25 protein-coding genes are annotated in these 24,783 nt (G+C 61.1%); 3 read left to right on the top strand and 22 right to left on the bottom strand.

All coding sequences use genetic code 11. The features are described from left to right. Positions 1 to 15 precede the first annotated feature (15 nt). Entirely contained in the window at positions 16 to 1,689 is a 1,674-nt protein-coding gene (locus VGG22_09290) for a RecQ family ATP-dependent DNA helicase (protein ID HEY1728553.1), read from the bottom strand. 179 nt (positions 1,690 to 1,868) lie between these two features. Here VGG22_09290 and dnaX point away from each other — a divergent pair, with 179 nt between their 5' ends. From dnaX to recR, 3 genes are read left to right on the top strand one after another with little or no spacing between them, the layout of a single operon-like run. Next, complete coding sequence (dnaX, locus tag VGG22_09285; GenBank protein ID HEY1728552.1) at positions 1,869 to 3,446, top strand: DNA polymerase III subunit gamma/tau; 1,578 nt, start codon at positions 1,869 to 1,871, stop codon at positions 3,444 to 3,446. Beyond that, entirely contained in the window at positions 3,443 to 3,751 is a 309-nt protein-coding gene (locus VGG22_09280) for a YbaB/EbfC family nucleoid-associated protein (GenBank protein HEY1728551.1), read from the top strand. Before dnaX ends, VGG22_09280 begins: the two co-directional genes overlap by 4 nt. 1 nt (position 3,752) lies before the next feature. Next, positions 3,753 to 4,358, top strand: a complete 606-nt coding sequence (gene recR / locus VGG22_09275; GenBank protein HEY1728550.1) for a recombination mediator RecR — start codon at positions 3,753 to 3,755, stop codon at positions 4,356 to 4,358. A gap of 3 nt (positions 4,359 to 4,361) precedes the next feature. Here the strand turns inward: recR and VGG22_09270 are convergent, their stop codons facing one another. From VGG22_09270 to VGG22_09170, 21 genes are all read right to left on the bottom strand, one after another. Next, entirely contained in the window at positions 4,362 to 5,000 is a 639-nt protein-coding gene (locus VGG22_09270) for an MOSC domain-containing protein (protein HEY1728549.1), read from the bottom strand. Next, a complete protein-coding gene (locus tag VGG22_09265) occupies positions 4,985 to 5,248 on the bottom strand; it encodes a hypothetical protein (protein ID HEY1728548.1) in 264 nt (87 codons plus the stop codon). Before VGG22_09265 ends, VGG22_09270 begins: the two co-directional genes overlap by 16 nt. A gap of 36 nt (positions 5,249 to 5,284) precedes the next feature. Then, positions 5,285 to 5,530, bottom strand: coding sequence for a hypothetical protein (locus VGG22_09260; protein HEY1728547.1), 246 nt, complete (start codon positions 5,528 to 5,530; stop codon positions 5,285 to 5,287). Positions 5,531 to 5,542: 12 nt separating this feature from the next. Next, complete coding sequence (locus VGG22_09255; protein ID HEY1728546.1) at positions 5,543 to 6,502, bottom strand: glycosyltransferase family 1 protein; 960 nt, start codon at positions 6,500 to 6,502, stop codon at positions 5,543 to 5,545. An 83-nt stretch (positions 6,503 to 6,585) separates the two neighbouring features. Further along, positions 6,586 to 9,300, bottom strand: a complete 2,715-nt coding sequence (locus tag VGG22_09250) for an S-layer homology domain-containing protein (GenBank protein ID HEY1728545.1) — start codon at positions 9,298 to 9,300, stop codon at positions 6,586 to 6,588. A gap of 77 nt (positions 9,301 to 9,377) precedes the next feature. Next, the gene (locus VGG22_09245) at positions 9,378 to 9,779 is read right to left on the bottom strand and encodes a hypothetical protein (GenBank protein ID HEY1728544.1); all 402 of its coding nucleotides are present in this window, start codon (positions 9,777 to 9,779) and stop codon (positions 9,378 to 9,380) included. Next, a complete protein-coding gene (locus VGG22_09240; protein ID HEY1728543.1) occupies positions 9,776 to 10,726 on the bottom strand; it encodes a DUF3084 domain-containing protein in 951 nt (316 codons plus the stop codon). The genes VGG22_09245 and VGG22_09240 overlap by 4 nt, the downstream gene beginning before the upstream one ends. A 36-nt stretch (positions 10,727 to 10,762) precedes the next feature. Next, the gene (locus tag VGG22_09235; protein HEY1728542.1) at positions 10,763 to 11,860 is read right to left on the bottom strand and encodes an LptF/LptG family permease; all 1,098 of its coding nucleotides are present in this window, start codon (positions 11,858 to 11,860) and stop codon (positions 10,763 to 10,765) included. 50 nt (positions 11,861 to 11,910) lie between these two features. Continuing rightward, a complete protein-coding gene (lptC, locus tag VGG22_09230; GenBank protein HEY1728541.1) occupies positions 11,911 to 12,540 on the bottom strand; it encodes an LPS export ABC transporter periplasmic protein LptC in 630 nt (209 codons plus the stop codon). Next, positions 12,527 to 13,714, bottom strand: a complete 1,188-nt coding sequence (locus VGG22_09225) for an O-antigen ligase family protein (protein ID HEY1728540.1) — start codon at positions 13,712 to 13,714, stop codon at positions 12,527 to 12,529. Before VGG22_09225 ends, lptC begins: the two co-directional genes overlap by 14 nt. After that, positions 13,711 to 14,760 (bottom strand): hypothetical protein, encoded by a 1,050-nt coding sequence (locus tag VGG22_09220; protein ID HEY1728539.1) that lies wholly within the window; start codon positions 14,758 to 14,760, stop codon positions 13,711 to 13,713. Before VGG22_09220 ends, VGG22_09225 begins: the two co-directional genes overlap by 4 nt. A 19-nt stretch (positions 14,761 to 14,779) precedes the next feature. Continuing rightward, positions 14,780 to 15,502, bottom strand: coding sequence for a metallophosphoesterase (locus VGG22_09215; protein ID HEY1728538.1), 723 nt, complete (start codon positions 15,500 to 15,502; stop codon positions 14,780 to 14,782). Next, positions 15,502 to 16,620, bottom strand: a complete 1,119-nt coding sequence (locus VGG22_09210) for a hypothetical protein (protein HEY1728537.1) — start codon at positions 16,618 to 16,620, stop codon at positions 15,502 to 15,504. Before VGG22_09210 ends, VGG22_09215 begins: the two co-directional genes overlap by 1 nt. Before the next feature lie 8 nt (positions 16,621 to 16,628). Beyond that, positions 16,629 to 17,438 carry an acyl-ACP--UDP-N-acetylglucosamine O-acyltransferase gene (lpxA, locus tag VGG22_09205; protein HEY1728536.1) on the bottom strand — a complete coding sequence of 270 codons (810 nt, stop codon included), beginning with the start codon at positions 17,436 to 17,438 and terminating at the stop codon, positions 16,629 to 16,631. Then, entirely contained in the window at positions 17,435 to 17,908 is a 474-nt protein-coding gene (gene fabZ, locus VGG22_09200) for a 3-hydroxyacyl-ACP dehydratase FabZ (protein ID HEY1728535.1), read from the bottom strand. The genes lpxA and fabZ overlap by 4 nt, the downstream gene beginning before the upstream one ends. A 113-nt stretch (positions 17,909 to 18,021) precedes the next feature. Next, positions 18,022 to 18,906 (bottom strand): UDP-3-O-acyl-N-acetylglucosamine deacetylase, encoded by an 885-nt coding sequence (gene lpxC / locus VGG22_09195; protein ID HEY1728534.1) that lies wholly within the window; start codon positions 18,904 to 18,906, stop codon positions 18,022 to 18,024. Beyond that, positions 18,903 to 19,958, bottom strand: a complete 1,056-nt coding sequence (gene lpxD / locus VGG22_09190) for a UDP-3-O-(3-hydroxymyristoyl)glucosamine N-acyltransferase (GenBank protein HEY1728533.1) — start codon at positions 19,956 to 19,958, stop codon at positions 18,903 to 18,905. Before lpxD ends, lpxC begins: the two co-directional genes overlap by 4 nt. Further along, positions 19,955 to 20,374: an OmpH family outer membrane protein gene (locus tag VGG22_09185; GenBank protein HEY1728532.1), complete on the bottom strand. Its 420-nt coding sequence runs from the start codon at positions 20,372 to 20,374 to the stop codon at positions 19,955 to 19,957. The genes lpxD and VGG22_09185 overlap by 4 nt, the downstream gene beginning before the upstream one ends. Continuing rightward, entirely contained in the window at positions 20,367 to 21,611 is a 1,245-nt protein-coding gene (locus VGG22_09180) for a hypothetical protein (GenBank protein HEY1728531.1), read from the bottom strand. Before VGG22_09180 ends, VGG22_09185 begins: the two co-directional genes overlap by 8 nt. A 45-nt stretch (positions 21,612 to 21,656) precedes the next feature. Next, complete coding sequence (locus VGG22_09175) at positions 21,657 to 22,463, bottom strand: OmpH family outer membrane protein (protein ID HEY1728530.1); 807 nt, start codon at positions 22,461 to 22,463, stop codon at positions 21,657 to 21,659. A gap of 8 nt (positions 22,464 to 22,471) precedes the next feature. Further along, complete coding sequence (locus VGG22_09170) at positions 22,472 to 24,781, bottom strand: POTRA domain-containing protein (protein HEY1728529.1); 2,310 nt, start codon at positions 24,779 to 24,781, stop codon at positions 22,472 to 22,474. Positions 24,782 to 24,783 lie beyond the last annotated feature (2 nt).

Raw genomic sequence — 24,783 nt, 5'->3', positions numbered from 1 at the left:
GAACCTTCCTATGCATCATGCAATCTTCTCGGTGGCCGGCATCGCGGAGCGCTTCACAGCGGATGCGAGCAGCGTCTTGTAGCCGACGGTCGGGAAGAGCACCGTTACCAAGTCTTTCTCGGCGCGCTCGACCGTGCCTTGCCCGAACTTCGTATGTGACACCACATCACCGATGCGGAAACCATTCGCTCCGTTCGACTGCGTCACCGTAAAGGTCGCCCCGGCGCTAACCGGAGCAGCCGTTCGCCGCGCCATCGCGCGGATGCAGTTGTCACATGCGCCGCAATTCTCGGGTTCGAAATCCTCGCCGAAGTAGTTGAGGATGAACTTGCGGCGGCAGGACCCCGATTCGGAGTACTGCAGCATCATCGCCAGCTTGCTCTGATCGTACGTTTTTTTCGTCTCGTAGTTGTGAAGATCGAGGATGCGGCGGCCGTTTTCAGCCGGCGGCAACGCGTATTTTCCGCGCTCGCTCGCCAGAATGTAACCGCTCTTCTTGAGCAGCGCCAGGACGACTTTGAGCTTGGTGAGCGGCAACTGCGAGATCTTTCGCAAATCGGTCAGCGATACGCCGCCGGGCTGATCGCCGAATAGCTCCAGCGTGCCGTAGACCTTCTGAACTTCTTCGATGTCCGGATACTTGCCGGTCAAGAAATAGTTTTGGACGCGCGTGTCGCTCATGCGATAGAGCAAAATGCAGCGCGACGGATTTCCATCCCGGCCCGCGCGGCCGGCTTCTTGCGTATAGGCTTCGACCGAACCCGGCAGATCGTAATGAACGACAAAACGGATATTCGCCTTGTCGATCCCCAGACCAAATGCGTTGGTCGCGACGACGGCACGAATCTCTTCAGCCTGAAACAGATTGTGAACCGAGACGCGATCCTGCTTCTGCAGCTTCGAATGATACACGGCGCACGGCAGATCGAGATGCTCGTGCAGATAGGCTTGCACGTCGAGCGCGTTTTTGATCGTCGCGGTGTAGATGATGCCGGTTCCGCTCAAACCGGTTTTGAAGAGATCGCGTAGCGTCCGCAGCTTCGTGCTCTCCGATTCGGCGCGAAAAACTTCGTAACGCAAATTCGGGCGGTCGAATCCTTTGACGATGGCTTTCGTCCCGGGAATCCCGAGCTGCACCAGAATGTCGTCGCGGACCGCAGGCGTTGCGGTCGCCGTCAGTGCCAGAACCGTCGGATTGTGCAGCTCCGCGATCACGTGACCGAGTCCGAGATACGCGGGACGAAAATCGTGGCCCCACTGGCTGATGCAATGGGCTTCATCGACGACGAACAGCGGTACCATCAGCGATTTCAGCGTGCCGACGAAGACTTGGTCCTCGAGTTTTTCCGGCGTGACGAAAACGATCTTGATCTCACCGCGCGCAACGCGCGCGACCGCGGCCGCTTCTTGGTCTTCCGACAACGTTGAGTTGAGCGCCACGACTTCCGTAACGCCGCGCTCGCGTAACATGTCGAGCTGATCTTTCATCAGCGCGATCAGCGGACTGACGACGACGGTCGTTCCTTCGAGCAACAGCGCGGGAAGCTGATAGCACAAGCTTTTTCCTGCGCCCGTCGCGAGGATCGCAAGGATGTCTTGGCCCGCCATAATGCGGGTGATGACCTCTTCTTGTCCTGGGTGAAATGCCTTGAAGCCGAACTTCTCTTGCAAGGCAGCTAGAAGATTCAACGTCTGCTCCAGTTACACAAAGAAACCCATTACTAAGAGAAAATTTCCCAGGGTCGAGACAACAAACCAAGCGCGGTGTCGTACCGGCGCTTATGATTTCGTACCCACGAAGCATGAAGGCCAAACGGCCCGAGGCCGCCGGGCGAGGGGGGTTGGGAAGCCATCACAAACACCGCGGCGTGTCCCTTTATCGCACGTGGCGGCCCCGTACGTTCGCAGAGCTCGTAGGTCAGGACGCCGTCGTGCGTACGCTCACAACCGCGCTCGAGACCGGACGTCTCGCGCATGCCTACCTTTTCTCCGGCCCGCGCGGATCGGGGAAAACTTCGGCTGCCAAGATATTGGCACGCTGCATCGATTGCGAACGCGGCCCAACCGCGACGCCCGACAACACCTGCGAGAATTGTCGCTCGATTCTGGACGGCACTGCGCTCGACGTGCTCGAGATCGACGCTGCGAGCAATCGCGGCATCGATGAGATCCGCGCGTTGCGCGACGCGGTGAAATTCGCGCCGACGACGATGCGGCGCAAAGTGTACATCATCGACGAAGCACATATGATCACTCCGGCCGGCGCGAACGCGTTTCTGAAAACGCTCGAAGAGCCACCCGAGCACGCCGTCTTCATTTTGTGCACGACGGCGCCCGAAGCATTACCGGCGACCGTTCTCTCGCGTTGTCAGCGTTACGCATTCCGGCGAATCGCCGTCCCCGCTATGATCGCGCGCATGCGTACGATCGCGGAGGCAGAGAGTATTGCGATCGACGACGCCGCGCTCGGCGCGATCGCGTACCGCGCTGAAGGCGGCCTGCGCGATGCGCTCACCATGCTCGAACAAGCCGCAGCGTTTGGGGGCGGAAACGTCGACTTGGCGGCCTTCGAAGCCGCGTTCGGCTCGAGCGGCCAGCAAACCGCACAAGAGCTGCTCGGCAACATGCTCGCCGCCCAGACGGTCGCGGCGCTGCGCACGATCGAGCGCGCCAGCGATGAGGGCCTCGACATGCAGACGCTGCTCCGCGGGCTGATCGCCGAGTTGCGGCATTTGCTCGTAGGCCGCATCGACCCGGAGCTGCTCGAGCACGACCTTTCGGCCGACGATGCCGCGCGCGCCGCGGAACGTGCCGGCGGAACGCCGCAAGCCCGCATCGTTCGCGGCCTGCGCCTCACGATGGATGCGCTCGCCGCAGCCCGTCTCTCCGGCAATGCGCGGCTCGAGCTTGAAACGGCCGTCTTGCGGTTCATGCTGCAGGGCGAGGATCCGACGCTCGATGCGCTCGCATCCCGCGTCGCCGCGCTCGAAGGCGGAGCGCCAGCGGCGGCGTCTGCACCGGCGCCGATGCCGGCTCCGGCGGCCAAGCCGGTCCCCAAAACCGCCGCACGCGCAGCGAAGCCCGCCGCACCGGCCCCACCACCGGAAGCCCCGGTCGAGACCAATCTCACCCTGCAACGGCTCGAGCACCATTGGCCGGCGATCATCGATAGAATCCGTGAAAAGAAGCCCTCGATTTCGGGCCATCTCGCGCGGGCGAGGCTCGTCGACTTCGACGGATCGACGCTGACGATCGCGGTACCCGACGAAACGACGCTGAACATGCTGCGCGGCGAGCTCGACATTGCCGGTCAGACGCTGGCCGACGTGACGAAGCGGAATATCGGGATCAAGACGATCGTTGCCCCGAACGCAAAACCGGCGGACGATGGCGAAGATGATGCAGCCGATCTCCTCGGGTATGCGGTCAGGAAGTTGAGCACATGAATCAAGCCCAGATGATGCAGCAGATTCGCAAGATGCAAGAGCAGATGGCGAAGGCGCAAGAAGAGCTCGCGAACACGACGGTCACCGGTACCGCCGGCGGTGAAGCCGTTACCGTCGAGATGACCGGCGAGTTCAAAACCAAAGCCGTGCACATCAAGAAAGAAGCGATCGATCCCGAGGATGCTGAGACGCTCGAGGATTTGATCGTCGTCGCCGTCAACGACGCGGTTACCAAAGTCCAAGATCTATCCGGTAAGAAGATGGGTGCGTTGACGGGCGGCTTGCGCATTCCGGGATTGATGTAGCATCAAGAACGGCATCGCGGGACCCGTCCAAGCGCTGATCAACGAATTCAGCAAACTGCCGACGGTCGGACAGAAAACCGCGGCGCGACTCGTCTTTCATCTGCTCAATCGTCCTCGTGCCGACGCACAAAGTCTCGCGGATGCAATCGTGGCGCTCAAAGATCGCGTGCGTTTGTGCACCAACTGCTTTGCGATCACGGAAGACGATCCGTGTTCGATTTGCGCCGATCCTGAACGCGACGCAACGCTGTTGTGTGTCGTCGCCGAAGCGAAAGATGTGTACGCACTCGAACGAACGGGCGTCTATAAAGGCCGGTATCACGTGCTCGGCGGTCTGATCTCACCGATGGATGGGATCGGTCCGGCGCAGCTGCGCGTCAAGCAGCTGGTCGAGCGCGTCGGCCGCGAGTCACCCAAAGAAGTCGTAATCGCGACCAATCCGAACGCTGAAGGCGAAGCGACCGCCATCTATCTTTCACGGCTGCTCTCACCACTCGGTCCCGACGTCACGCGACTTGCGTATGGATTGCCGATCGGCGGCGATCTCGATTACGCCGACGAGATTACCCTTGCGCGCGCGGTCGAGGGCCGGAGGACGCTCGGCTAACGCTCAGCCGATGATGCGTACGCTGTCGCCGCGCCGGACTTCGCCGGTTCGCTCGACGTCGCAGTAAATTCCCATCTGATTGGCTCGCTCGCGAGCGACGAAGCCGAGCACTTCAGGATCGCCTTCACCGGTGACTTGATCGTATGTCGTCGTCACGCAGCGTCCGATCGGCTTGAGCACCTGCAGCACGACGCTCCCCAGGCCAATCCGTTTGCCGACGAGATCATCTTCGCTGTGCGCAGCTTGGCTGCGCACGTAGAAATTCGGACGCCAGCGCAGCGGATCGAGCCTCTTACCAAGGGCGGTTTCGACTTCGGCTATCCAGCGGTCCAAGATCAACGATACCGGACGCGAATCGAAATACCGCTCTCCGGCACGAATCTCGAGGTCGACGCCGCGTGATTCGGCCGCATTGCGCGCTTCGTCCGGCTCTACGATCAGATGGAGCCGATTGTCCTCTTTGCCGCGGTACGTCTTCCCGGCGCGTGCGTGCTCCGAGTTGACGTACAGCGCCGCGCGCCGATCGCCGGCCAGGCCATCTTCCTGTACTTCGATCAGATCGTGTTCAACGCGATGCAAGCTCTTGACCGGATACGTCCAGATGTTAGCGACCTCGCCAAGCTCGTTCAATCGTCTCTCCATAGGCCTTGCGACGGAATGCGCAGCGCGCGATTGAACTTACTCGACGCATTTTCCCATGCGATGGTTTCGGTCAGCTCGACGATGGTATCGTCGTCGAAGCGTGCGCGCAACCGCTCGAAAAACGCGTCCTCGACGTCGCGATCGGAAAGCGTGATCAAATCCGCATACTCAAGCGAAAGCCGTTCGTCATCGTCGAACACGTCGGGCATCGAAGTCTGAACCACCCCGAGCAGCTTCTCTTTGCTCAAGCCGAGTTTGCTGCCGACCGCAGCATTGATATCCGTTCAAAACGCGCAATGATTTAGATAAGCAACACGGCGGTTGATCAGTGCGCGGAGTTCCGGCGTAAGCAGACCAGACTGATCGATCGCGCTGAACATCCCTCGCACCGCGCGGAAAATCGTCGGACGACGTGCGTACACGCGGTTGTTGATCAACGGCGCGCCCCACAGTTTGGTTTGCGCCTCGAAGACCGAGCGTGCATAGGTGTCGCAGTCCTCGGGGGAAATCCCGGTGATTCGCTGGCTCATACCATCAGGGTATCACCGCACTGCGTTTCGGTAAACGGCGGCGGTTTCGGCTGCCGCACGTTGCCAAGCGAAGCGCGCAATCGCGCCCGAACGCACCTCGGCCGCGCGCAGGTTCGCAGCGTCTTGCGCATCGAGAATGGAGCGCATGGCGTCGGTCCACGAAGCCGGCTCGTCGGGCGAAAGAAGCGGCGACTCGTTTTGTACGACTTCGATCAGCGACGACGACCGTGCGGTGATGAGCGGGATGCCGGCGCACAACGCCTGTGCCGCGGCGTAACCGAAGCCTTCGTATCGTGACGGCGCGACCGCCAGCGTCGCCATCGCGTACAGCTCGAGCAGCGCCGCGGGTTCGAGGTACCCCGCAAACCGAACGCGATTCGCAATCCCCAGCCGTTGCGCCAGCGCTTCGCACTCGGCTTGATACGGCGTCGGGGGTCCCGCGCAGATAAGCTGCACATCTGGAATGCGTGCGAGCGCGTCGATCACGATAGCGGCGTTCTTGCGGCGTTCGAGGGTTCCGACGCAGAGGACGCTCGGCGTGGATGATGGACGGCGCACGATCTTCCCGAACGTCGCATCGACGCCGGGATGCACGACCACGATGCGCGCGGGATCGAGCGGCACGAACGTCAGGAGCTCGTCGCGCGTGAAGTAGGAATCGACGAGGATATAGCGCGCACTCCGCCAGCGCTCGGCACTGAACGGGCCGAAATACCAGCGCGCATACCGCGGTGCGTGGGCTTGAATGCCGCGCAGCCACGCGACGTCGTGCACGGTGACGACGATCGGAAGCGGCGCGAACAGCGGTACCGATCCGCTCGTGCAGTGCAGCAGCTGCGCACCGCTCTGCATCGCACGCAGCGGCAAAAATACCTGATCCCAGATGACGCGCCGGTCGAAGCGCCACGGATCGTAGCTCGGCATGCGCAGCGGCACAGCGTCGATTCCGGCGGCCGGCAACGCGTCGAGCAAGCCGCGCGTATACGCGCCGATGCCCGTCGCGGTTCCGACGGTCTGCTGGGAATCGACTGCAACGTTAAGCGCTTGAGATCATCCTAGAACCGAATCGCGTAAATGATGTCCTCGCGATTGATGTTCGTATCGTACGAGGGGACGACGAAGTCGGTGTACTTCATCGTGCGGAAGAAGAACGTCAAAGTGCTCGGCGTATTCGGAATCGTGTACGTCAGCGCGCCTTGCGAAAACGTCTTCTTCTGGCTGATATTTTGCATGAGCGTCTGATAGTCGCCCGTGAACGACTGCTGATTGTAAAGACCGCTAAGGACCAGGCCTTTCGTTACCGGCATCGCCGCGCTCACGTTCGTCGTAAGGTGATTCACGTTGATGTAATTTGGCGTCCAGTTCGCCGTACTGCCCAAAGCCGGATTCAGCGTCGTTGCGGCCGCGACTGAGCCCGGATCGTTGCCGCCGGTCGTCGGATTGAACGGATAGTACTGAAAGAGCGTTTGGTCGTTGCGATACAAACGATCCCAACCCAAACTTCCGCCGACCGCCACACGCTTGCCGAAAGCCGGAATGCTCAGATTTACGGCGGCCTCAAGACGATCGAAGTTTTCCTTCACGTTCGATTGATACGAGGAGCCGTATTGCATTGCGGCGACCGAGTTCGGGGTCAGCTCGCTGAGATGCGCGCCGGCGATACGTCCGGTTACCGGAAGGTTACCGACACGAAACGGAATGCTGATATTTCCGGTGACGCCTTGCGTGTTGGGCGTAAAGCTCGAGAACCACTGCGGACCGCTTGCGATGAACGGATTGAACATCGGCGTATCGTAATTGAGCGTCGCGCTCGAGCCAGGGCCGTAGACGGAAAACGGCGCAGGTACGGCCGAATTTGCGAACTGCGAAAGGAATTGCTTGTTGGCCACGACTGTGTTCGCGAAACCGTAGAACGCCGGGAAGTACGGCATCTTCCAATACGCGAATGTGGGTGGCGGGCTTCCGTAGTAGCGGAACGGCGCGCCGGCCACGTAATTCGAACCGATCGATTGATATTGAATCGTGGCGCTGGCCTTGCCCAGCGTGAAATTCGCGCCGGCCACATAGGCGTTGTCGCTAACCGGCGCGACGGTCTGATAGCTGGGCGAATATTTGCTATTCGAAACTTCACCGAACAGCACGGGTTGCGTTCCGGGTCCGGCGAGATCGATTGGGATCGGAAGCTGCGCATCGACGCCGAAGACCGTATCGCTCACGAGGCCGAATCCCCAACCGGGCGCAGCCGTTTGCGCGAGACACAGCGTCGGTACCCCGCTATTCGACGAACATTGCAGATCGTTGACGTCGAAGATCCGGCTGAACGACGCGCCGATTTCCGCTCCCGGGAGTCCTTTGATCTTCTGGTTGACGCGGCCGCCGACGTGGAAGCGCTGCGGAAGCGTGTAGTTCTGCGAGGTCAATCCCACGAACGTGATCGATACGGTCGAGCCCGCGGGCAGCGGGTTCGTAAACGTCACCGCGTTCAGCGCGTCATCGTACACGAATGCCGGCGCCGGATTCGCGCCGCCGCCGATAATTTGTCCCGAGCTATTGTAGAGCGTGCCGTTGTAGCTGGAAACGAAGACCGTTCCGATCAGCGCCTTTGTCCCGAGGTAGACCATTGAGAGCGGAGCCGAGCCCGCGCCGAAGGTGAGTGTCTGCGTCGCCGTGCCGCCGGGACCGGGATAACCGTTTTGGCTGTAGCCGGTCTGATTCGGAACGACGAGCGTCAGGTAGTTGTTGCCGCCGCCCGTAAGGTTGTAGCCTTCCGGATACGTCGACTGCGTCGTCAGCATCAAGTCGTCTTCGCGCGTGAAGTAGCCTTGGAAATCGGTTAGCCCGTTCAGCGTCCCCGAAATGCTGAAGCCGTGCTCGTAATCTTGCGGACCTTCACCAAACGTGTATTGGTCCGAGACGTCAGGTGCTTTATACGTCAGACCCGTACGCGATGATTTGATGTCGTCTTGAATTCCGTACTTGATCCATAGGTTCGAGATATTTCCGGTTCGCGCAATCGTGATATCAACGCCCGGATCGACACCGATTTCCGTTCCGTTGCCCGAGTAGGAGCTGCCGCTGCTGCCGAGCGTCCCCGTGAACTCACTTCCGCCGGCGTCGTACGTCGTGATACGGAGCGGAATCGAGACGGTCAGATTGTCGGTGACGTGATAGACGAACGTGAACTTGTCGTCGTAGCGGAATTGATCCAGCGTTTCTTGCTGCGTGTACACGGCGTTCGTGAAATCGGTCGAGACGAACGCATTGAAGATACCGGTACCCGCATTGCCGCCGGAGACGGTTTGCGGAAGCGTTTCTCGCTGTCGCAGCGTGACGTCCGGCTGCATGAAGCCGTGAAATTCGAGCGACTGTGCAAAACGCGTGCGCTTGTCGAGCGCTTCGAGCGAGTCTTCGAGGTTGGTGACGCGCACGCCGAGCGCGTCGAGCTCGTCCTTGAACGCATCGATCAGCTTTTGCAGCTTGTCGAGATCGGCGCGCGTCGCGTACCCGGTCGGCGTCATGGTCTGCACTTTGGCGATAACGCGCGCGATCAAAACGGCCATCTCGTAACGCGTCAGCGGACGATCGCCACGCAAGCGGCCGTCCGGATAACCCTCGATGAGTCCGTCGGCGGCCAGACTCTGAATCGCTTGATATGCCCAATGGTTCGCGGGGACGTCCGAAAACGGAGTAGCAGCCCCGCTCTGAGCATCGAGTGCGAGCGCGCTGATAGCGAAGCCCGCCGCGAGGATCAGAGCACCGAGACGATTCATGAGAACCCCACGAGCGACAGGCTGCTCGTATTCGTCGCAAAGACGGGTATCCTGCCCTCTGCGGGGCAGGGCAAGCTTCAGCCCGCCGGTGTTGCTGCCGCCACGAATCGCTCGGCGATCAGCAGTGCGGCGTAATCGTCGATCGGCCTCGGCGGGAGCAGCATCCCGCGAGGAATCCATCTCTTCCAACCGCGCGGCGGATGATCGTCGAAATAGCGTGCTCGCGCACGCAGCGTGGTTTCGTATTCGTTGACGACGTGCACCGGGACGCCGCAGCGCGCAAGCTGGGCCGCGACGAGGGCCGCGTGCGTCCCGCTGCCGAGGGCTATCACCTGGATAGGATATTGCCGCAGTAGGTCGCTCACCGTCCCGGCAAGCGAGCCTGTTTCGACGATCCCAATTATCGCTGGCGGTTCACCCGATTTGGTCAGGACGGCGTAGCCGCACTTTCGCGTTCCGGGATCGATCCCTAAAATCACCTTGCTCCCACTTTGGCGACGGCCAAATGAAAAGCCATTCCGGCGGTTCCGTCGTGGGCGTAGGATTCGCGAGCTGCGAGCAGCGTCACGCGGTAGACTCCGTTACCATGGAGCACCGCCGTCTCGGCCTTTTGAACGCTGCCGGCCGGCACGATCTGCGGAAATTGCGTGAACGGCCCGGGCATTCCGAGCTGGATGGCCTTGAGCTGACCGAGCGTGATCAGACGGCCGAGATCCGGGACGTTGCCGCCCAAATAGTCGAGCGCCGCGACGATCTGATCTTTCGCGAAGATAAAACGGTCTTGCCAGGTGACGAATTCAAAGCTGATGCGGTCGCCGCGATAGAGATTTTCGGGGAAGACGGCCAGCACCAAGATCGAGTTGCCGGTTCGCAGATTGCGTTGAATCGCCGAATCATCGAGCTGCTGGCGCAGCTTGTTCGCAACTTCGCGATCGCTCGAGCGAAACGGAAGGGGACGCAGATTGTACGGGTTCTGTGTGAAGACTTGATTCGCGACGCTAACGGTGTCGTCGAAGTATGCGCTCATCTCTTTGAGCTGAAAGGCCGGCGTTTCGCTGGGGTGCAGCACCAGATAACGGTATTGCAGCGGCGTATCTTTGGGAATGACGAGCTCGCCGTTGCGCGTTTTGTTTTCGAGCGCATCGGATTGCGCCTGCAGTTGCTGAATGCGCGTGGTCAGTGAATCGATGCGGAAGAACGCGTCTTGCACTTGATGCGAGAAGCCGATTGCAATGCCGGTGACACCGAGCGCGATCAACATTCCGGTTCCGACCGCGACGATCGTCGACGTGTAGCGCGGCCGCAAACCGAACATCGTAAGCCGCCGCCGCCCGACCTGATGCCCAACACGATCGCCGATGTACGCGATCAAGCCGGCGACGATCATGATGATGATGACCGTTACGGCGCCTCTAAAAATCTCCAATTTAAAGGCGCTCCGCCCTAAGAAAGTTGGAGCGCATCACCCGGCTCCATAGGACGCGCGGCGTAAGAGCACCATGCCGATCGCGAAGAAGAGTACGTTCGGGAACCACGCCATGATAAACGCCATGAAGTCGTTGAACGTCCCCAGCGAATTCGAGATCGTCATCACCACGTAATAGATGAAGACGATCGCAACCGCGAGACCGAATCCGACGCTCGTTCCCCCGCCCCGCACGCGTCGAATCCCAAACGGAACGGCGAGAAGTGCGAAGACCAAGCACGCGAACGGACGTGCGAGCTGCGATTGATATTCAGCCACATACTGTCCGAGCTGGGTTGACGTCAATTGTCCGGTGCGGATCACTTGTGCGATCTCGCTGCGGCTCATCTCTTGCGGCGCTCCCTTGGCGCGCTTGAGCAAGCTCGTCGGACCCTCTCCGATGTCGATAATCAACGTACGCTGCGTGCTTTCTAGAGTGGAACCGTCGGTATCGAACCGGTACGTACGCGCGCCGTCGAAGGTCCATGAAGTACTCGTCTGCGCGGTCGCCCGGTCGCCGAAGATGATGGTTTGCGGCGCACCGCTCTTATCGTACTGAATAACGGTCACGTTGAGCAACGACTGAGTCGACGCGTCATACCCTGTCGCGGCCGTCAGCTGCCGTCCGCCGCCGGGAAGCGGCGTGTAGACGGTGAGATTGGTCCCCAGAGCCGGCGCATGCCGAATTGTTACCTGAAGGATCTCGGTCGCGCGATCGTTCGCAAACGGAACGAACGTCTGCTCGATGAAAAACGTGAAGACCGATAGCACGAAGCCGACCAACAGCAGCGGTACCGCAATCCGCTCGAGCGACAGACCGCCGGCTTTCATGGCCGTGATCTCGCTCTCGCCCGAGAGACGCTGCATCGCGAGCAACACACCCAAAAGCACTGCCATGGGAACGACGTAAGGAATGACCTGCGGCAGGCCCCAGAGGAAATACTCGATGACCGCCAACAGCTGCGCGTGCTCTTCCGTAATCAAGCGGCTGAGCGCGAGCAAGTTGGTCGCTACGAAGATCAACATAAACGCGGAGAAACCGAATGCGAACGGGCCGGCCAGCTCCGCGATCATATAACGATCGAGGGTGGTCATGCGCAATGCGTCGACGCGAACTCTTTCTCTCGTGATTGTTCTAGCGATCATCAGCTTCCCGACAGCGTGACGTGCTCGAACCCCGGATCGGTTTGCAGCGTCTCCCCTGTCGCACTTTGGTTGGTCTTCGTATCGGTCAAGACGACGTTTCCGACGCACAGAATCTGCGCGTGCAGCTCGTCGTAGGTAAGCGTCGTGCACGTCAGGACCTTGCTGTCGCTGGTCTTGGCGTGGACGCCACCGGTCATTACAACGCTTTTATCCCTGTCGTGGGCGACGGCCTTCGGCGAGTCCGCGATCACGACGCGGCCGTCGGGCGACGCAAACGTGACGTGCGGCGTCGTGAACGTTGCGACGGCGGTCCCGTCGCTCGCCCGGTCGTAGACCACCGTCGAGGAGCGCACGTCGTACATTACTTGACCGTGCGGATTGCGCACGATGTAGCGCGCGGGTTCGCGCGAGGTTCCACGGCTGATCGCGCGTACCGGCTCGTCGTTGCTGACGCTTGCAAGGGGTGTCGGTGAGGCCGTGGGCGCGGGCGTCGTTACACTCGTCGGCGAGGGTGAGGGTCCGACCGAAGGCGAGGATGCCGTCTGGGGCGGCGGTTTGGGAGCGCAGGCTGTGACGAACGCGCAGATCAGGCCCGCGCACGCCACGCGTGCGAGCTTAGGCGCGGCCATATTCCGACCGTGCGATCCCGAGCATCAAGGCAGCCATGACCACCCATAGAACGATCGCCAGCACAAACCCATTGAACACAAGGTGGCAGGCAATCGCGAGCAATCCTGCGAGCGTGACGATACCGAACCTTCGTCCGTCTTCCGAAGCAAGCGCCAGAACCTCGCGCGATTCACGCACGAATGCCACGATCGTCCAGATGAACGCTCCGAGACCCACCAATCCCGTTTCGGCTGCGACGCTGAGATAGAAGTTGTGCGGGTCGAACGCAATCGGATCGGTCGGACCCGGCGCGTCCGGACTACGCACGAACGGGTAGACGCAGTAGAATGCGCCGATGCCGACGCCCGTCAGCGGAAAGAGCGCGACGGTTCGCACGCCGGCACTCCAGGCTGCGAGTCGTGTGTCGTTCTCGCCCGGATTGTGGCGGCTATCGAACGCCAAACTGAGACCAATCCCAAGCGCAACGACCACGACGAGCGCGGCAAGCTGCAATTCCCTCCGGCGCCCGCGCAGCATGATCGCAAGCGCAACGACGCCGATCGCGAAGGCGGCCTCGCCCGAACGCGAGCCGGTCGCGATCAGCGCGAGGAAGCCGAGAACGAAGGCCACGATTGCAAGCCGGCGCGCACGGTAGCGCGCGAGCAACGCCGCGGCCGCAATCGTACAAACGCCGAGCGCGTAGAGTGCAAGCTCGTTTGGATTCTCAAAGATGCCGACTGCCCGTCCGTGCGTGAACGCGTAGAGACCAGCGGGTATGCGCAGCACGAGCGCGACGAGCGCGAGCGCGCACAACACCGAACCCGTCCACAACCACGCGGCAAGCATCGGTGTCCATGCGCCTTCGCGCACATAGCGGTAAATCGCGCTACCCGCAAGGCAAATCGCACCCAGAAAAACGCCGGCCGCAACTCCGGAAAGCGGGACGAACCCGACGGCTGAAGCCGCGATTGCGGCGATGGCAAAGATGAGGCCACCACGGTATGAAGGTGAGAGCGGGCGCCGCTTTACGATCTCGCCGAGCGCGAGATAGCCTGCGACGAGGACGAAGATCGCAGCGCCGATGCGCTCGATTGAAAATGGAACGAGCGTGACGAGCGTTGGATGCGCCGCAAGCGAGGTGATCAACCACGTAACGAAAGGCGCTGCGATAACCATTGCAAGTGCGGCCTTCATGCGCGCAGAATGGCCCGCGCGATTGCCGCGGCGCCGCCGGGATCACCCATGCGCTCGCGGCCGGTCGACGACATCTCCGCTCGGCGCGCCGGATCGTCGATGAGCGCCAAAATCTCGCGCGCCGCCAACCTTGGAACCGACGGAACGATTGCGAGCGCGCCGTCCAGCAGCTTGCGCTGACGCATGCGATACCAATCTTCTTTGCGCGCGGAGTCGGCGAGCGCTACGACGGGGATGCCGGCGGCCGCCGCGGCTTCATTCGCCGTCCCGGCTTGCCCGATTGCGAGCGTCGCACCGGCGAATAGCGCACCTAGGTTGCCCATCCAGGCGCGCGCCTCGACACCGAGTTCTAAGAGCAAGCGCGCTTGATCGATACCGGGTGCAATCGAGATCGCAACATCAATTCGCCGCTGCGCGGCAACCTCGCGTAACGCGTTCCCGATGATTGCGGCGTTAGCATACGCGCTCGTACGGCTGCCGGGAAGAACCACGATGCGCACGTCGCCGGCCCATGGAAAGCGCTCCGTAGTTTGGGCCAGATCGGTAATCACGTTTCCAGGCGCTTCGGCCGTGACGCCGCAGGCTTGTACGACGCGTTGCGTAGCGGCATCACGCACGAAAACACGCGTGGCGCGACGCATGATGCGGCATTCGCCGCGGCCGTACGGTGCAACGTACGCGCTTTTCGCCGTCCCGACGAAGAGCGTCGGCGTCCGCGCGTGTAGGGCCATCCATAAACAGTAGACGTCGCCGACGGCGACGACTTTGTCGTAGCGGCCGTGCGCGCGCTGCAAGAAGCGCATGCCTTCCAACCAAAAGGGAATGAATCCGGCGACGACGTCCCGTGCGAATGCGCCGACGTTGCCCATCGCGACGAGTCCACCGCTGGGCATGCTGCGCCGCGGTCCGACCGGCACCAAATCACTTTCGGCAAAGTCCGCGCCGACGAGCGCAAGATGCTCGGTCGCAACGCCGTCCGCACGATGGACGTCCGCCGCGATACGCGCAGCAATTGCAATCTCGCCGTGGCCGTTGGTGACGAACAAGACGCGCCGGTTCGCCACGTCATTGCTCCAGGAGCGGCAGCAACGCAAAGCTCTCCAAGCGCCCACGCCCGGTCGAGGCATCGCGCGTCAAGGTGCTGCGCGAGATAAACTTTCCGTAGGGTCCGGCGTGGACGATCGGAACGTTCCCCACGTATTCGGCCTCCCGCAAGGTGTCGTGACTGTGACCACCCAGCAACAAGTCGATGCGCGGAACGCGCTGCGCAAGCGCGCGATCGGCGGGTAACCCAAGATGCGACATCACCACGAACAGCTCGTCGTTCGGAATCATCTTGGCCGCAGCTTCTACGACTTCGTGGGGGCTGAGAAAGCGCCAGCCAAAGAGGCGCTCCCAACCGCTTCCGACCGGATACTGCGGGACGAGCAGCGCGCAGAATCGGACGCGCCAGCCGTCCACCGCCAGCGCATAATCGCGCGCGAACGGAAGTGCACGGCCTTTCATATCGATGAGATTCGAGCAAACGAGAGGATGATGCATTTGCGCGACACGCGCACGAACCGCCGCGAAAGCGTAGTTGAACTCACGATTTCCCATAGCTTGCAGATCGCAGCCTGCTGCATCCAGCTCGGCGATGATCGGTTCGCGCGGAAAGAACATTGTTTGACTTCCGCGCAGCGAATCGCCGCAGTCGACGTATAGGCCGGGCTCCCGTTCGCGAAGAGCACGAACCTTCGGCGCGATCCCGCGATGGTCGTGCAGATCCGACGTATGATAGATGCGCACTACGTCCGCACCTGCGCCAGCACGAAGGCTGCGATCTGGTCGAGCGCATCAGCGGGTCCGAGTGCGGCGTGCAATCCAGCCAGCTGTGCGAGCTGCTGCGACGGATCGAGCAGAATCTTACGCAGCTCCTCGACGAGCGCGGAGGCGGTGACGTTTTCTTGCCACAGTTCCGGAATGACGCCGCGCTGCAGCACCAGATTAGGAAGACCGATCCACTTTCCGCCCATCTTCGCGTACATTCGGCGCGCCATGCGCGCCTGCGTATCCGAGGTCACGTAGAACAGGACGGACGGAACGCCCAACAGTGCCGCTTCCAACACCGCGGTGCCCGATGCTATCCAGGCGGCGTCGGATTCCGCGAGCGCAGTTCGCGCACCGTCGACGACACGAAGCTTGATACCCGGCGACTGCGCGATGTGTTCTTCGATCAAGGCATGCGCCTCGGCATTTGCGGCGCCGATCACGAACTCCAAGTGCCGCCGTTCGATTGCGAGTCCGCGCGCGGCATCGAGCAGCGGACCCATGTGCCGCTCGATCTCCGCGCGCCGGCTTCCCGGCAAGATCGCGACGGTTCCGGCGTCGTGCGCTGGTGCAGGACGCGGCGCGCGCTGCGGGATCAACGAGACGAGCGGATGACCGAAGAAGTTCGCGTGCAGTCCGAGCCCGGCATAAAAATCGCGCTGGTGCGTGAACACGGTCAACGGCGTCGTCGCTTTCGCGACCATGTAGGCCGCTTTCTTACGATCGAGCCACGCGCCGGGTGGAATGTAATAGACGATTGGGCCGTGATATCCGGTTCGGCGCAGCTGCCGCGCCAGACGAAGATTGAATGCACCAAAATCGACGAGCACGATCAGATCCGGCGGATGCAGCCGCAACCGTAACGCGGTCGTTAGCATGATCGCAAGCAGGGGCGGGATCTTTGCAAGCGCTTCGACCCAGCCAAGTGAGGCCCAACCGCGCGTATCGACGCGGACGTTGAATCCGGCTTCGCGCATTCGCTGCGAACCAATTCCTTCGCACTCAATCCCAGCTTCGAATTGGCGGCGCATCGCACTCGCAAGCTCGACCGCGTGATATTCGCCGGACGGCTCGCCGGTCGAAAAGAAGACGCGCATGCGCGCGTCTACTTCAGGATACCGCGCGCCGACTCGGCTTCGACGAATGAGACGAGGTGCCGGCCCGCGTCGGTCTTCACGACGTCCTTGAGCGCAGCCAAAGCCTGCGACGTGTTCTTGTCCGAGTGATACATGATCTTGTAGCACTCTTTGAGCTCGGAAAGCTCTTCGGCCGAAAAACCGGCCCGCCGTAGACCGACCGAATTCAGGCCGTACACGCGCGCCGGGTTTCCTTCGACGAGAAAGAACGGCGGAACGTCCCGCGTGAGCTTAGTGAGCCCGCCGACGAACGCGTAGCGCCCCACCCGAATGAATTGATGCGCCCCGGAAACGCCGCCGAAGCTCGCGTTGTCTTCGACGATAACATGTCCGGCGAGCTGCGCCAGGTTCGACATCGTCACACCGTTGCCGACGCGGCAGTTGTGGGCGATGTGCACGTACGCAAGCAGCAAGCAGTCATCGCCGACGCTCGTGACCTCTCCCTCACCGGTTGCGCGATGAATCGAGACGTATTCGCGGATCGTCGTGCGATTCCCAATCGTCGTATAGGCAAGCTCTTCGCTGGCTTTGCGGTCTTGCGACGGAAGCCCGACGGTACAGAACGGATAGAACGTCGTGTCTTCGCCGATCGTCGTGTGCCCGTTGACGACGACATGCGAGAGCAGCTTGCTACGTGCACCGATCACGACATGCTCGCCGATCAGGCAATAGGGACCGATCTCCGCGTCTTCTGCGACCTGCGCGCCCGGATGGACGATCGAAGTTGGATGGATCGAGAGCGGCCGCGTTCGCGAGGTGGCGTCGAGCAGTCGTTTCATAAATGCAAAATCGAAGCGTCCAGCGCAAAGCCTCCTGCGCCCGCGACGATCGAAAACATCAGCTCGCCGCTGCACACGAGGGTATCTTCTATACGAGCCTCGGCTTCGACCCACCCCATGTTGCGCTTCGCACGCAGCATATTGACGGTCATCATCAAGCGATCGCCGGGAATGACGGGGCGCCGGAATTTCAGTTTGTCGATTCCCGTCAGATAGGGCGTGAGATGCGAAAAATCGCCGGCCGCTAGAATCATGGTCCCACCGAGCTGCGCCATCGCTTCGATCATCAGCACGCCCGGCATGACCGGATTCCCGGGAAAATGTCCTTGAAAGAACTCTTCGTTCATCGTGAGATTCTTATAGCCTACGGCGCGCTTGAGCGGCTCGAGCTCGAGAATGCGATCGATGAGCACCATCGGGTATCGATGCGGCAGTATCTCCATGATCTCACGGATATTAAGCTCTCGCATTCTTAAGGCGCTTCGCTCCAAGCTCCGCGCCCCCCATGCTTTGCATGGGGCCCCCAACCGTCGAGCCCGTCAGTATTTCGAAACATCTGCATCCCCCGCGGGGGCTCGTAACATCATTGTCGGTTCTGTCCCGACTCGACAATGTGATCGCCGACCTTTGACGAGGTGCGTAATTCTGCCATGACGGCGGCGTGGAGTTTGTGGCCGCTCTTGAGCGCAACGACTTCGCACTGCGGATACATTCCGAGTAACGCAAAATCGCCGATCATGTCGAGGACTTTGTGACGCACGGGTTCATCCGGCCACTGCAACGGTTGCATCGGTCCGTCCGGAGCGAAGACGATTGCGTTGTCGAGCGAGCCGCCGCGCGCGAGTCCGCGCGCTAGCAAGGCTTCGACCTCGTGAAGATACCCGAACGTGCGCGCCGGAGCGATCTGTTCGCGATACAGTTCCGGCGTGATCTCGGCTTCGAAATACTGCGTACCGATCGGCGCCGGATACACGACCGTAAACTTTATACGCCACGCGATCGATGGAATGATAGCAACCGTCTTGTCGTCGTCGCGAAAGCCCATCGCGCGATCCGGACGGAACGTTCGGCGCGAAACATCAGACGTGAACGTGCCCGCTGCGTGTATGGCATCCGCAAACGTTTTCGCGCTGCCTTCCATCGCGGGGACTTCACCGCCGGTAACCTCGATGCGCGCGTTGTCGATCCCCATGCCGCGCAGCGCGGAAAGCAAGTGCTCGACCGTCGAGACGCGTGCACTGTCGCGACCCAAAACAGTGGCGCGGCTCGTGTCCACGACGTATTCTGCCAGCGCCGGAATCGTCACGCCCCCTTCGAGCACGAACACGAGACCCGTGTCCGGTTCCGCCGGCTCGATCGTAGCGCGTGCGTCGTTCCCGGTGTGCAGCCCGACGCCTGAGAAACGCAGCGGCTCGCGCAACGTGCGCTGCAGGCCCGACCGTTGTCCGCTCGAAGCGCGCGCGTTCACGAAGGCTTTCGCTCCAATGCGTCCACTCGCTCGATCAGCTTTGGTACCTTGCGCAGACTGGCCTGCCACCGCAGCTCGTCACGATGGTTCTGCGCAGGATCGCCGCTGATGAACGCCCCGTCCGGTATGTCGCCCCATACCATCGAATGACCCGCGATCGTCACGCGTGAGCCGACCGTAATATGTCCGCGAAACGCGGACATGCCGCCGACGCGCGTCCCGTCGCCGATGACCGTTGAACCGGCAACGCCCGTGTGGCCCGCGATTGCGACCGCACGCCCGATGCGGCAATTGTGACCAATCTGCACGAGATTGTCGATCTTCGTGCCGTCACCGATTCGCGTTGCACCGGTTTGCGCACGATCGACACAGCTGTTGGCGCCGATTTCGACGTCGTTGCCGAGCACGACCGTTCCGACTTGAGGAATTTTCACCCAGCCCTCATCGCCGAAGACGTAACCAAAGCCATCGCTACCGACGACGGCACCCGAGTGCAGCATCATACGATCGCCGGCAACGCAGCGATCCAGGAATGCAGCGTGCGGCGCCAGGACCGCATCCTCACCGATACGCGCATCCGCGCCGACGACGGAGCCTGCACCCAACATCGCGCGTGCGCCGATCTTCGAACGCGCGCCCACGACAGCGTGCGGACCGACAATCGCATCGGGTCCCAGCGTTGCAGACGGATCGATGACCGCAGTCGGATCGATATGCGTTCCGGGTGGACGCGGCGGTGAATATGCGCGCAGCAAAGCGGCGAGCGCCTCGCGCGTTGATCCAACGACGATCACGGGCTTGCGCGGTTCTTCGCCGAGCTCGTCGAGCACGCGCGACTCCGTCAAGACTGCACCGGCTTTTGATTTAAACGCGATACGCAGGTAGCGCGCATCGGTCGCGAACGTCAGAAGGCCCGCGTGAGCTTCATCGATTGCAGCCACGCCTAGAACCCGCAGGTTCGCGTCGCCAATGACGCGTCCGCCTAGCCGCGTCGCAATCTCTCCGAGCGTCCCTAGATCGCGCGCAGCGACGTCGGGTTCGCTCGAGCTCACGGCTTCGGCGTCGCCTTCTCTGTAATGTTCAACACTTTCTCGACGTCGGCAGTGATGTCGACGCCGCCGTAACCGACGCCCTGTCGCGTGAAGATCATCTTGTAGTTCTTTTGCGTCGCAACCGTTTGTGCGGCGTCGCGAATATTTCCGGTGATCTCCGTTTGATACTGCGCAAAGCGCTGCTGCAGCTCGGCACGCTGCCTGGCTTTTTGGGATTCCGGTTCTTTGGATTGTTCAATCGCGAAGGCGTCAGCCTGAATCTGGTTGTTGTAATTCTCGAACTTCGGCCAGTTCGCCATGATACGCGTCAAGTCGATGATGCCGATGTCGCTCTTCGGCTTTCCAATGCCGCAACCGTAGAGCGTCAGGGCGACGATCGCGAGCGCTATCCCATGTTTTATGCAACGCCTATTCATGCAGGCTTTCGATCTCTTTCTTCGCGGCTTGCGTCAGATCGACGCCGGAACCATTTCCGAGCACATCGGAGACAACGGTCGAGACGCCCTCGGTCTGGGCCACGATCCGAACTTCACGTTCGATCTGTTCGACGATCTCCGAGTACAGCTGATCGTGTTGCGCGCGCAACGCGGCTAGCTCCTTGCTCAGGCTCGAGTTGGCTCCCGAATCGAGGGCGTGAATCTCGTTGTAGCGCTTCTGGAGGTCGTCGCGCGTCTTCGTGAACTGGGCAATGGTCGCTTTGGCGTCGAGCATGTAGCGTTCCTGATATTCTTTGTGCAGCGCGTCGATCTTGGCTTTGAGATCGGGGGGCAAATGCGTCGAGGCGACAACGCCGCCCGGTACGGCTCCCGTGCTTCCCCCGGCCGTCGAGCCTTGCTTTGCGCCACTCTGCGACCGGATCTTTGAGATGCCGGTATTGACGTCGTTTTGCGCTTCGGTGTGCAGCTGCGAGCGGAGCTGGGCGAGGGTTTGCTGGTCGCGATTGCGCATCGCGGCGACTTGATCGGATTCGCCTTTGTCGAGCGCATCGATCTGCGCTTTGACTTGTTCGCGTGAGGATTGATCGAGTGCGAGATTCGCAAGCCGCGTGCGAAGGTCGAGACGCTGCGGCGCGTCTTTGGTTTGAAGCTGCAGCTCTAAATTCGCTTCCTTATTTTGTAGCTCGTTGGCCTTGGCTTGGAGTTGGCGATTGACACGATCCGAGACGGCGCGCGTGTAATCTTTTTCTTGTTGCACTTCTTGCGAGGAGAGCGTGCGGCGGTACGCGTTGACGTCACGGTTCATCTCGGCGTTGATGCTGCCAACTTGCTTTCCGGTCGTCGCATTGACGTTGGCGCCGACATTGCTCGAAGCGGCCGCGTGCCCGCCGGCTGCAAGCGCAGCAGAGATCGCCGCATTTTCTTCACGCTGGTACTCGGTCTGCTTTTGATTCAGAATATCGCGCGTGCGGTTGCTCGCGTCGGTCAGCTCTTTGTTGAGCTCTGCATCTTCCGAAGCCAAGCTCGAGCCCGTCGAGCCGACGCCGGGGCCGAGCGAACGAAGATTGAGCGCATCGATGCTGCGTTCGGTTTGCGCCAGTTGCGTATACAGCGGATGCACGTGCACGAGCGCATCGATGTCGACGTAGCCGACTTTGCCTCCGCCGCCGGCAGGCGCCGCCGTTTGCTGCCCCGGCTTCGTGCATCCGGCGAGCAATACGAGGACGAGCGCGATGGGCGCGAAGCGTTCCCTCAGGGCAGGTTAGCTCTTTTTGAGGACGGCGAGGACGTCAGAGGTGACGTCGGTCCCTCCGAAGATCAGATTGCTGCGATCGATGACGAGCAGCAAACCTTTCTTCTTGGCGACCTGCTCGATGGCAGCTCGCGTCTGATCGACGAGCGGCGTTACAATCTTGGCGCGTTCATCGTCGATCGCTTTTTGATAGTCGGCGTAGATCTTGTTGCGGTCGGCGTCGGTTTTCACGCCTTTGAGCTTGTCTTGAATGCTTCCGCGCTCGTCCTGACCGAATTTGAGGAACTGCTGTTGCGCGTTCTTGAACTGATCGAGCTGATCGATCTGCGTTTGATCGACCCATCCGACGGTTGAGGGCGGCGGCGTGCTAACCGGCGGCACCGGCGCACCCGGGCTGCTCAGGAGATCCATCACGTTCTTGGTGATATCTTGCCCGCCGATGATCATGATGCGCTTGTCGACGACGACGGAGAGGCCTTTGCTCGATGCGACCGATGCGACAGCCGTTTGCGCGGCCGCGAAGAGCGGTCCGAACAAGCGCTTCTGCTCGTCGGCCAGCCGGCTTTGGAATTCATTTGCGAGGTTTGCCTGATCTTGTTGCGAGCGCGCCTTGCGCGCGCGGCCCACGAATTGCTTTTGCAGATTGGCGCGAAATGACGCCATCTGCTTGTTGGCATTTTGGAATGACTGCAAGTTCGCAAGCGCGCCTTGGTCGAGAAAACCGATGTCGTTGACGTCGGCAGCCAGCACCGCTGGCGCACCGAACGTCACAACGGCAAGGAGGACGGCGAGGGCGAGCTTGTAGGCTCGAGGCATTCGTATTCTCAAAAGCTCTGTCCGATTCCAAAAGCAGTGTGGAAGCCCTGGTTGCCGCGGGCAAAGTCGAGGCGGAGCGTCCGCAGCCCAAGCTGTGGGACGTCAAAGCGCAACCCGACACCGGCATCCGGATAGAACGTGAAGCGACCCGGGTCCACGATCAGGGTTCCGAAGGCGTTGTATATCGGCTGAGCTCCGCGGATCAACACGCCGCCGTCGTCGGTGAAGAGGGCGATCGTGAACTTGCGGTCCTTGCTGACCGGGATGCGTAGCTCGGCTTGAAACAAGGCCTCATCGGTCCCGTAGAAGACCGTATTGTACCCGCGCAGTTGCTGGTCGGAGAACGTGTAGAGGCCGTTCGGGGGTATCGCACCCGTGCTCCCGCCGAAGACGCCGTGCAGACCGAACGTCCAATTGCTGAACACCGGGAGGAACTTCGCGACATCGAGCGTCGTCTTCGTGTAGTTGAACTGCGACGTGAAGATCGAGGCGCTCACCTCCTCGCTGAACGACGCGTTGACTCCGGTTCGCGGATTGAACACGTCATCGCGCGTATCTTCACTCATGCCGAGTACGACGCTGCGCAGATTGTAGGGCTTGGTCGAGCTAAGATTGGCAATCGACGGCGCGTTGACGCCGAGCGCTTCCGAACCGGAAACCGAGCCGCCGAACAGCTCGTTGATCGGCGTCGTTATGCCGGGAGCAAACGTCGATGTGCCGTTCGAGAAGAAATACGGTGCAGGCACGGTGACGCTCGAGCTGACCTGCTCGATGTTGAGTCCGCCGCTAACACGGAAGTAGTCCGAGAAGCGGCGCCCTACGTTGAACGTCACGCCCGCAGATGCAGCCTTGTACGTCGAGACGACACCGTTGACGAACGCCGGATTGTTCGCATCCAGCGGGACGAGCGTCACCGGAATTGCGCCCAGAATGCCGCCGCCGCCGATCAACGAGCCGCCACCGCCGCTGCCGATGACGTTCGAGCCCGAGCCGTTCGGAATCGAATAGACCGGGTAGTAGTTGGTCTGCGCGTTCGTGAAGATGGTGCCGCCAACCGAGTAACGCTGCGATTTTTCGGTCTTACCGAAATACGGAATCGAGAACGAGAGCTGCGCGTCGCCGTAACGCGCACCTTTCTCGACACGGATGCTGGCGCCGTCGCCCGTTCCGTTGATGTTGTTTTCAGAATACGAAACGTTGCCGGTCAAACCGGTACCGGTCAGGCCGCCGGAATAACCCGCGCCGACCGTGGCCGTGCCGGTGCGCTGTTCCTTGACGTTCCAATCGACCGTGATGTATGCGGGCTTCTTCGGATCGGGACCGGGCTTGGCCGCAAAATCGACCTTCTCGAAAAAGCCCAAGTTGTTCAAGCGCTGGTAGTCGCGCTTGAGCGCGGACTGCGTGATGACGTCGCCGACATGCATGCGCAGCTCGCGGCGAACGACGTCGTCATGCGTCTTCGTATTTCCGGTGATCTCGATTGCACCGACGCGCGCGACCGAGATGCTGTAACGGACGTCCGCCGTGCCCGCCTTCGTGTCGACCGTCGATGGATCGATGCCCGCTTCCAAATCGCCGATCTGGAGATCGAACTTCTCGTACAAGCTCTTCAGGCTCGCGAAGTCTTTGTCGCGCAAGTCTTCCGAATACGGTTGCCCGCGCTTCACCGAGAGTACCGGTAAAATGATGCTCGGCTTCAAGAGCGGATCGGCGTTCGGCGGTTCGACGATGATGACGTTGCGAACGATGAGACCTTCTTGAATCTTCAGCGTCAGGATGCCGGCCGGCGTGATCGAAAGATCCGGCACGTGCGTCGCGAGCTGGCCGCCGTACCCGATCTTGTTGTAATACGAATTGATCTTCAAGACGTCTTGATGGAAAGTGTTGCTGTTGAAGACTTGTCCGACGGCAGTGTCCATCAACGCCAGCAAGGTGTCGGCCGGCACGTGCGCGTTTCCGTCAAAGAGAACTTTCGTCACGACGGGATTCTCAATGACGCGGAACGTGATTGCGATGCCGTCGGGACGTTGTTGAATCACCGGCGGAACTTGATCCGTGAAATAACCGAGCGCAAAAATATTTGCAAGATCTTCTTGCACGGTACGCTCGTCGAACGGTTCTCCGACTTTGGTCTTGACGACCGAAAGAATGCGATCCGTGGGGACGTGCACGTTTCCGGTCACGGAGACCGCTACGACCTTGGGAGCGTTCGGCGTTTGCGCGTCAACGACGACAGTCGCCGGCGCGAGCATCGCGACCAAAGCGACCAAGGAGAAGATGACGCGAAGCGCGTGCACGCGCACTATACGATCAATCAATA

Source organism: Candidatus Baltobacteraceae bacterium (assembly GCA_036489885.1).
Lineage (GTDB): Bacteria > Vulcanimicrobiota > Vulcanimicrobiia > Vulcanimicrobiales > Vulcanimicrobiaceae > JAFAMS01.
This window is presented reverse-complemented; position numbering and strand designations above follow the sequence as displayed.

Excerpts from the sequence above, each read along its gene's own strand:
- VGG22_09280 (HEY1728551.1), top strand. The coding sequence starts at position 3,443 with ATGAATCAAGCCCAGATGATGCAGCAGATTCGCAAGATGCAAGAGCAG.
- VGG22_09270 (HEY1728549.1), bottom strand. The coding sequence starts at position 5,000 with ATGGAGAGACGATTGAACGAGCTTGGCGAGGTCGCTAACATCTGGACG.
- VGG22_09260 (HEY1728547.1), bottom strand. The coding sequence starts at position 5,530 with ATGAGCCAGCGAATCACCGGGATTTCCCCCGAGGACTGCGACACCTAT.
- VGG22_09250 (HEY1728545.1), bottom strand. The coding sequence starts at position 9,300 with ATGAATCGTCTCGGTGCTCTGATCCTCGCGGCGGGCTTCGCTATCAGC.
- VGG22_09235 (HEY1728542.1), bottom strand. The coding sequence starts at position 11,860 with ATGACCACCCTCGATCGTTATATGATCGCGGAGCTGGCCGGCCCGTTC.
- lptC (HEY1728541.1), bottom strand. The coding sequence starts at position 12,540 with ATGGCCGCGCCTAAGCTCGCACGCGTGGCGTGCGCGGGCCTGATCTGC.
- VGG22_09225 (HEY1728540.1), bottom strand. The coding sequence starts at position 13,714 with ATGAAGGCCGCACTTGCAATGGTTATCGCAGCGCCTTTCGTTACGTGG.
- VGG22_09210 (HEY1728537.1), bottom strand. The coding sequence starts at position 16,620 with ATGCGCGTCTTCTTTTCGACCGGCGAGCCGTCCGGCGAATATCACGCG.
- lpxA (HEY1728536.1), bottom strand. The coding sequence starts at position 17,438 with ATGAAACGACTGCTCGACGCCACCTCGCGAACGCGGCCGCTCTCGATC.
- fabZ (HEY1728535.1), bottom strand. The coding sequence starts at position 17,908 with ATGCGAGAGCTTAATATCCGTGAGATCATGGAGATACTGCCGCATCGA.
- VGG22_09185 (HEY1728532.1), bottom strand. The coding sequence starts at position 20,374 with ATGAATAGGCGTTGCATAAAACATGGGATAGCGCTCGCGATCGTCGCC.
- VGG22_09175 (HEY1728530.1), bottom strand. The coding sequence starts at position 22,463 with ATGCCTCGAGCCTACAAGCTCGCCCTCGCCGTCCTCCTTGCCGTTGTG.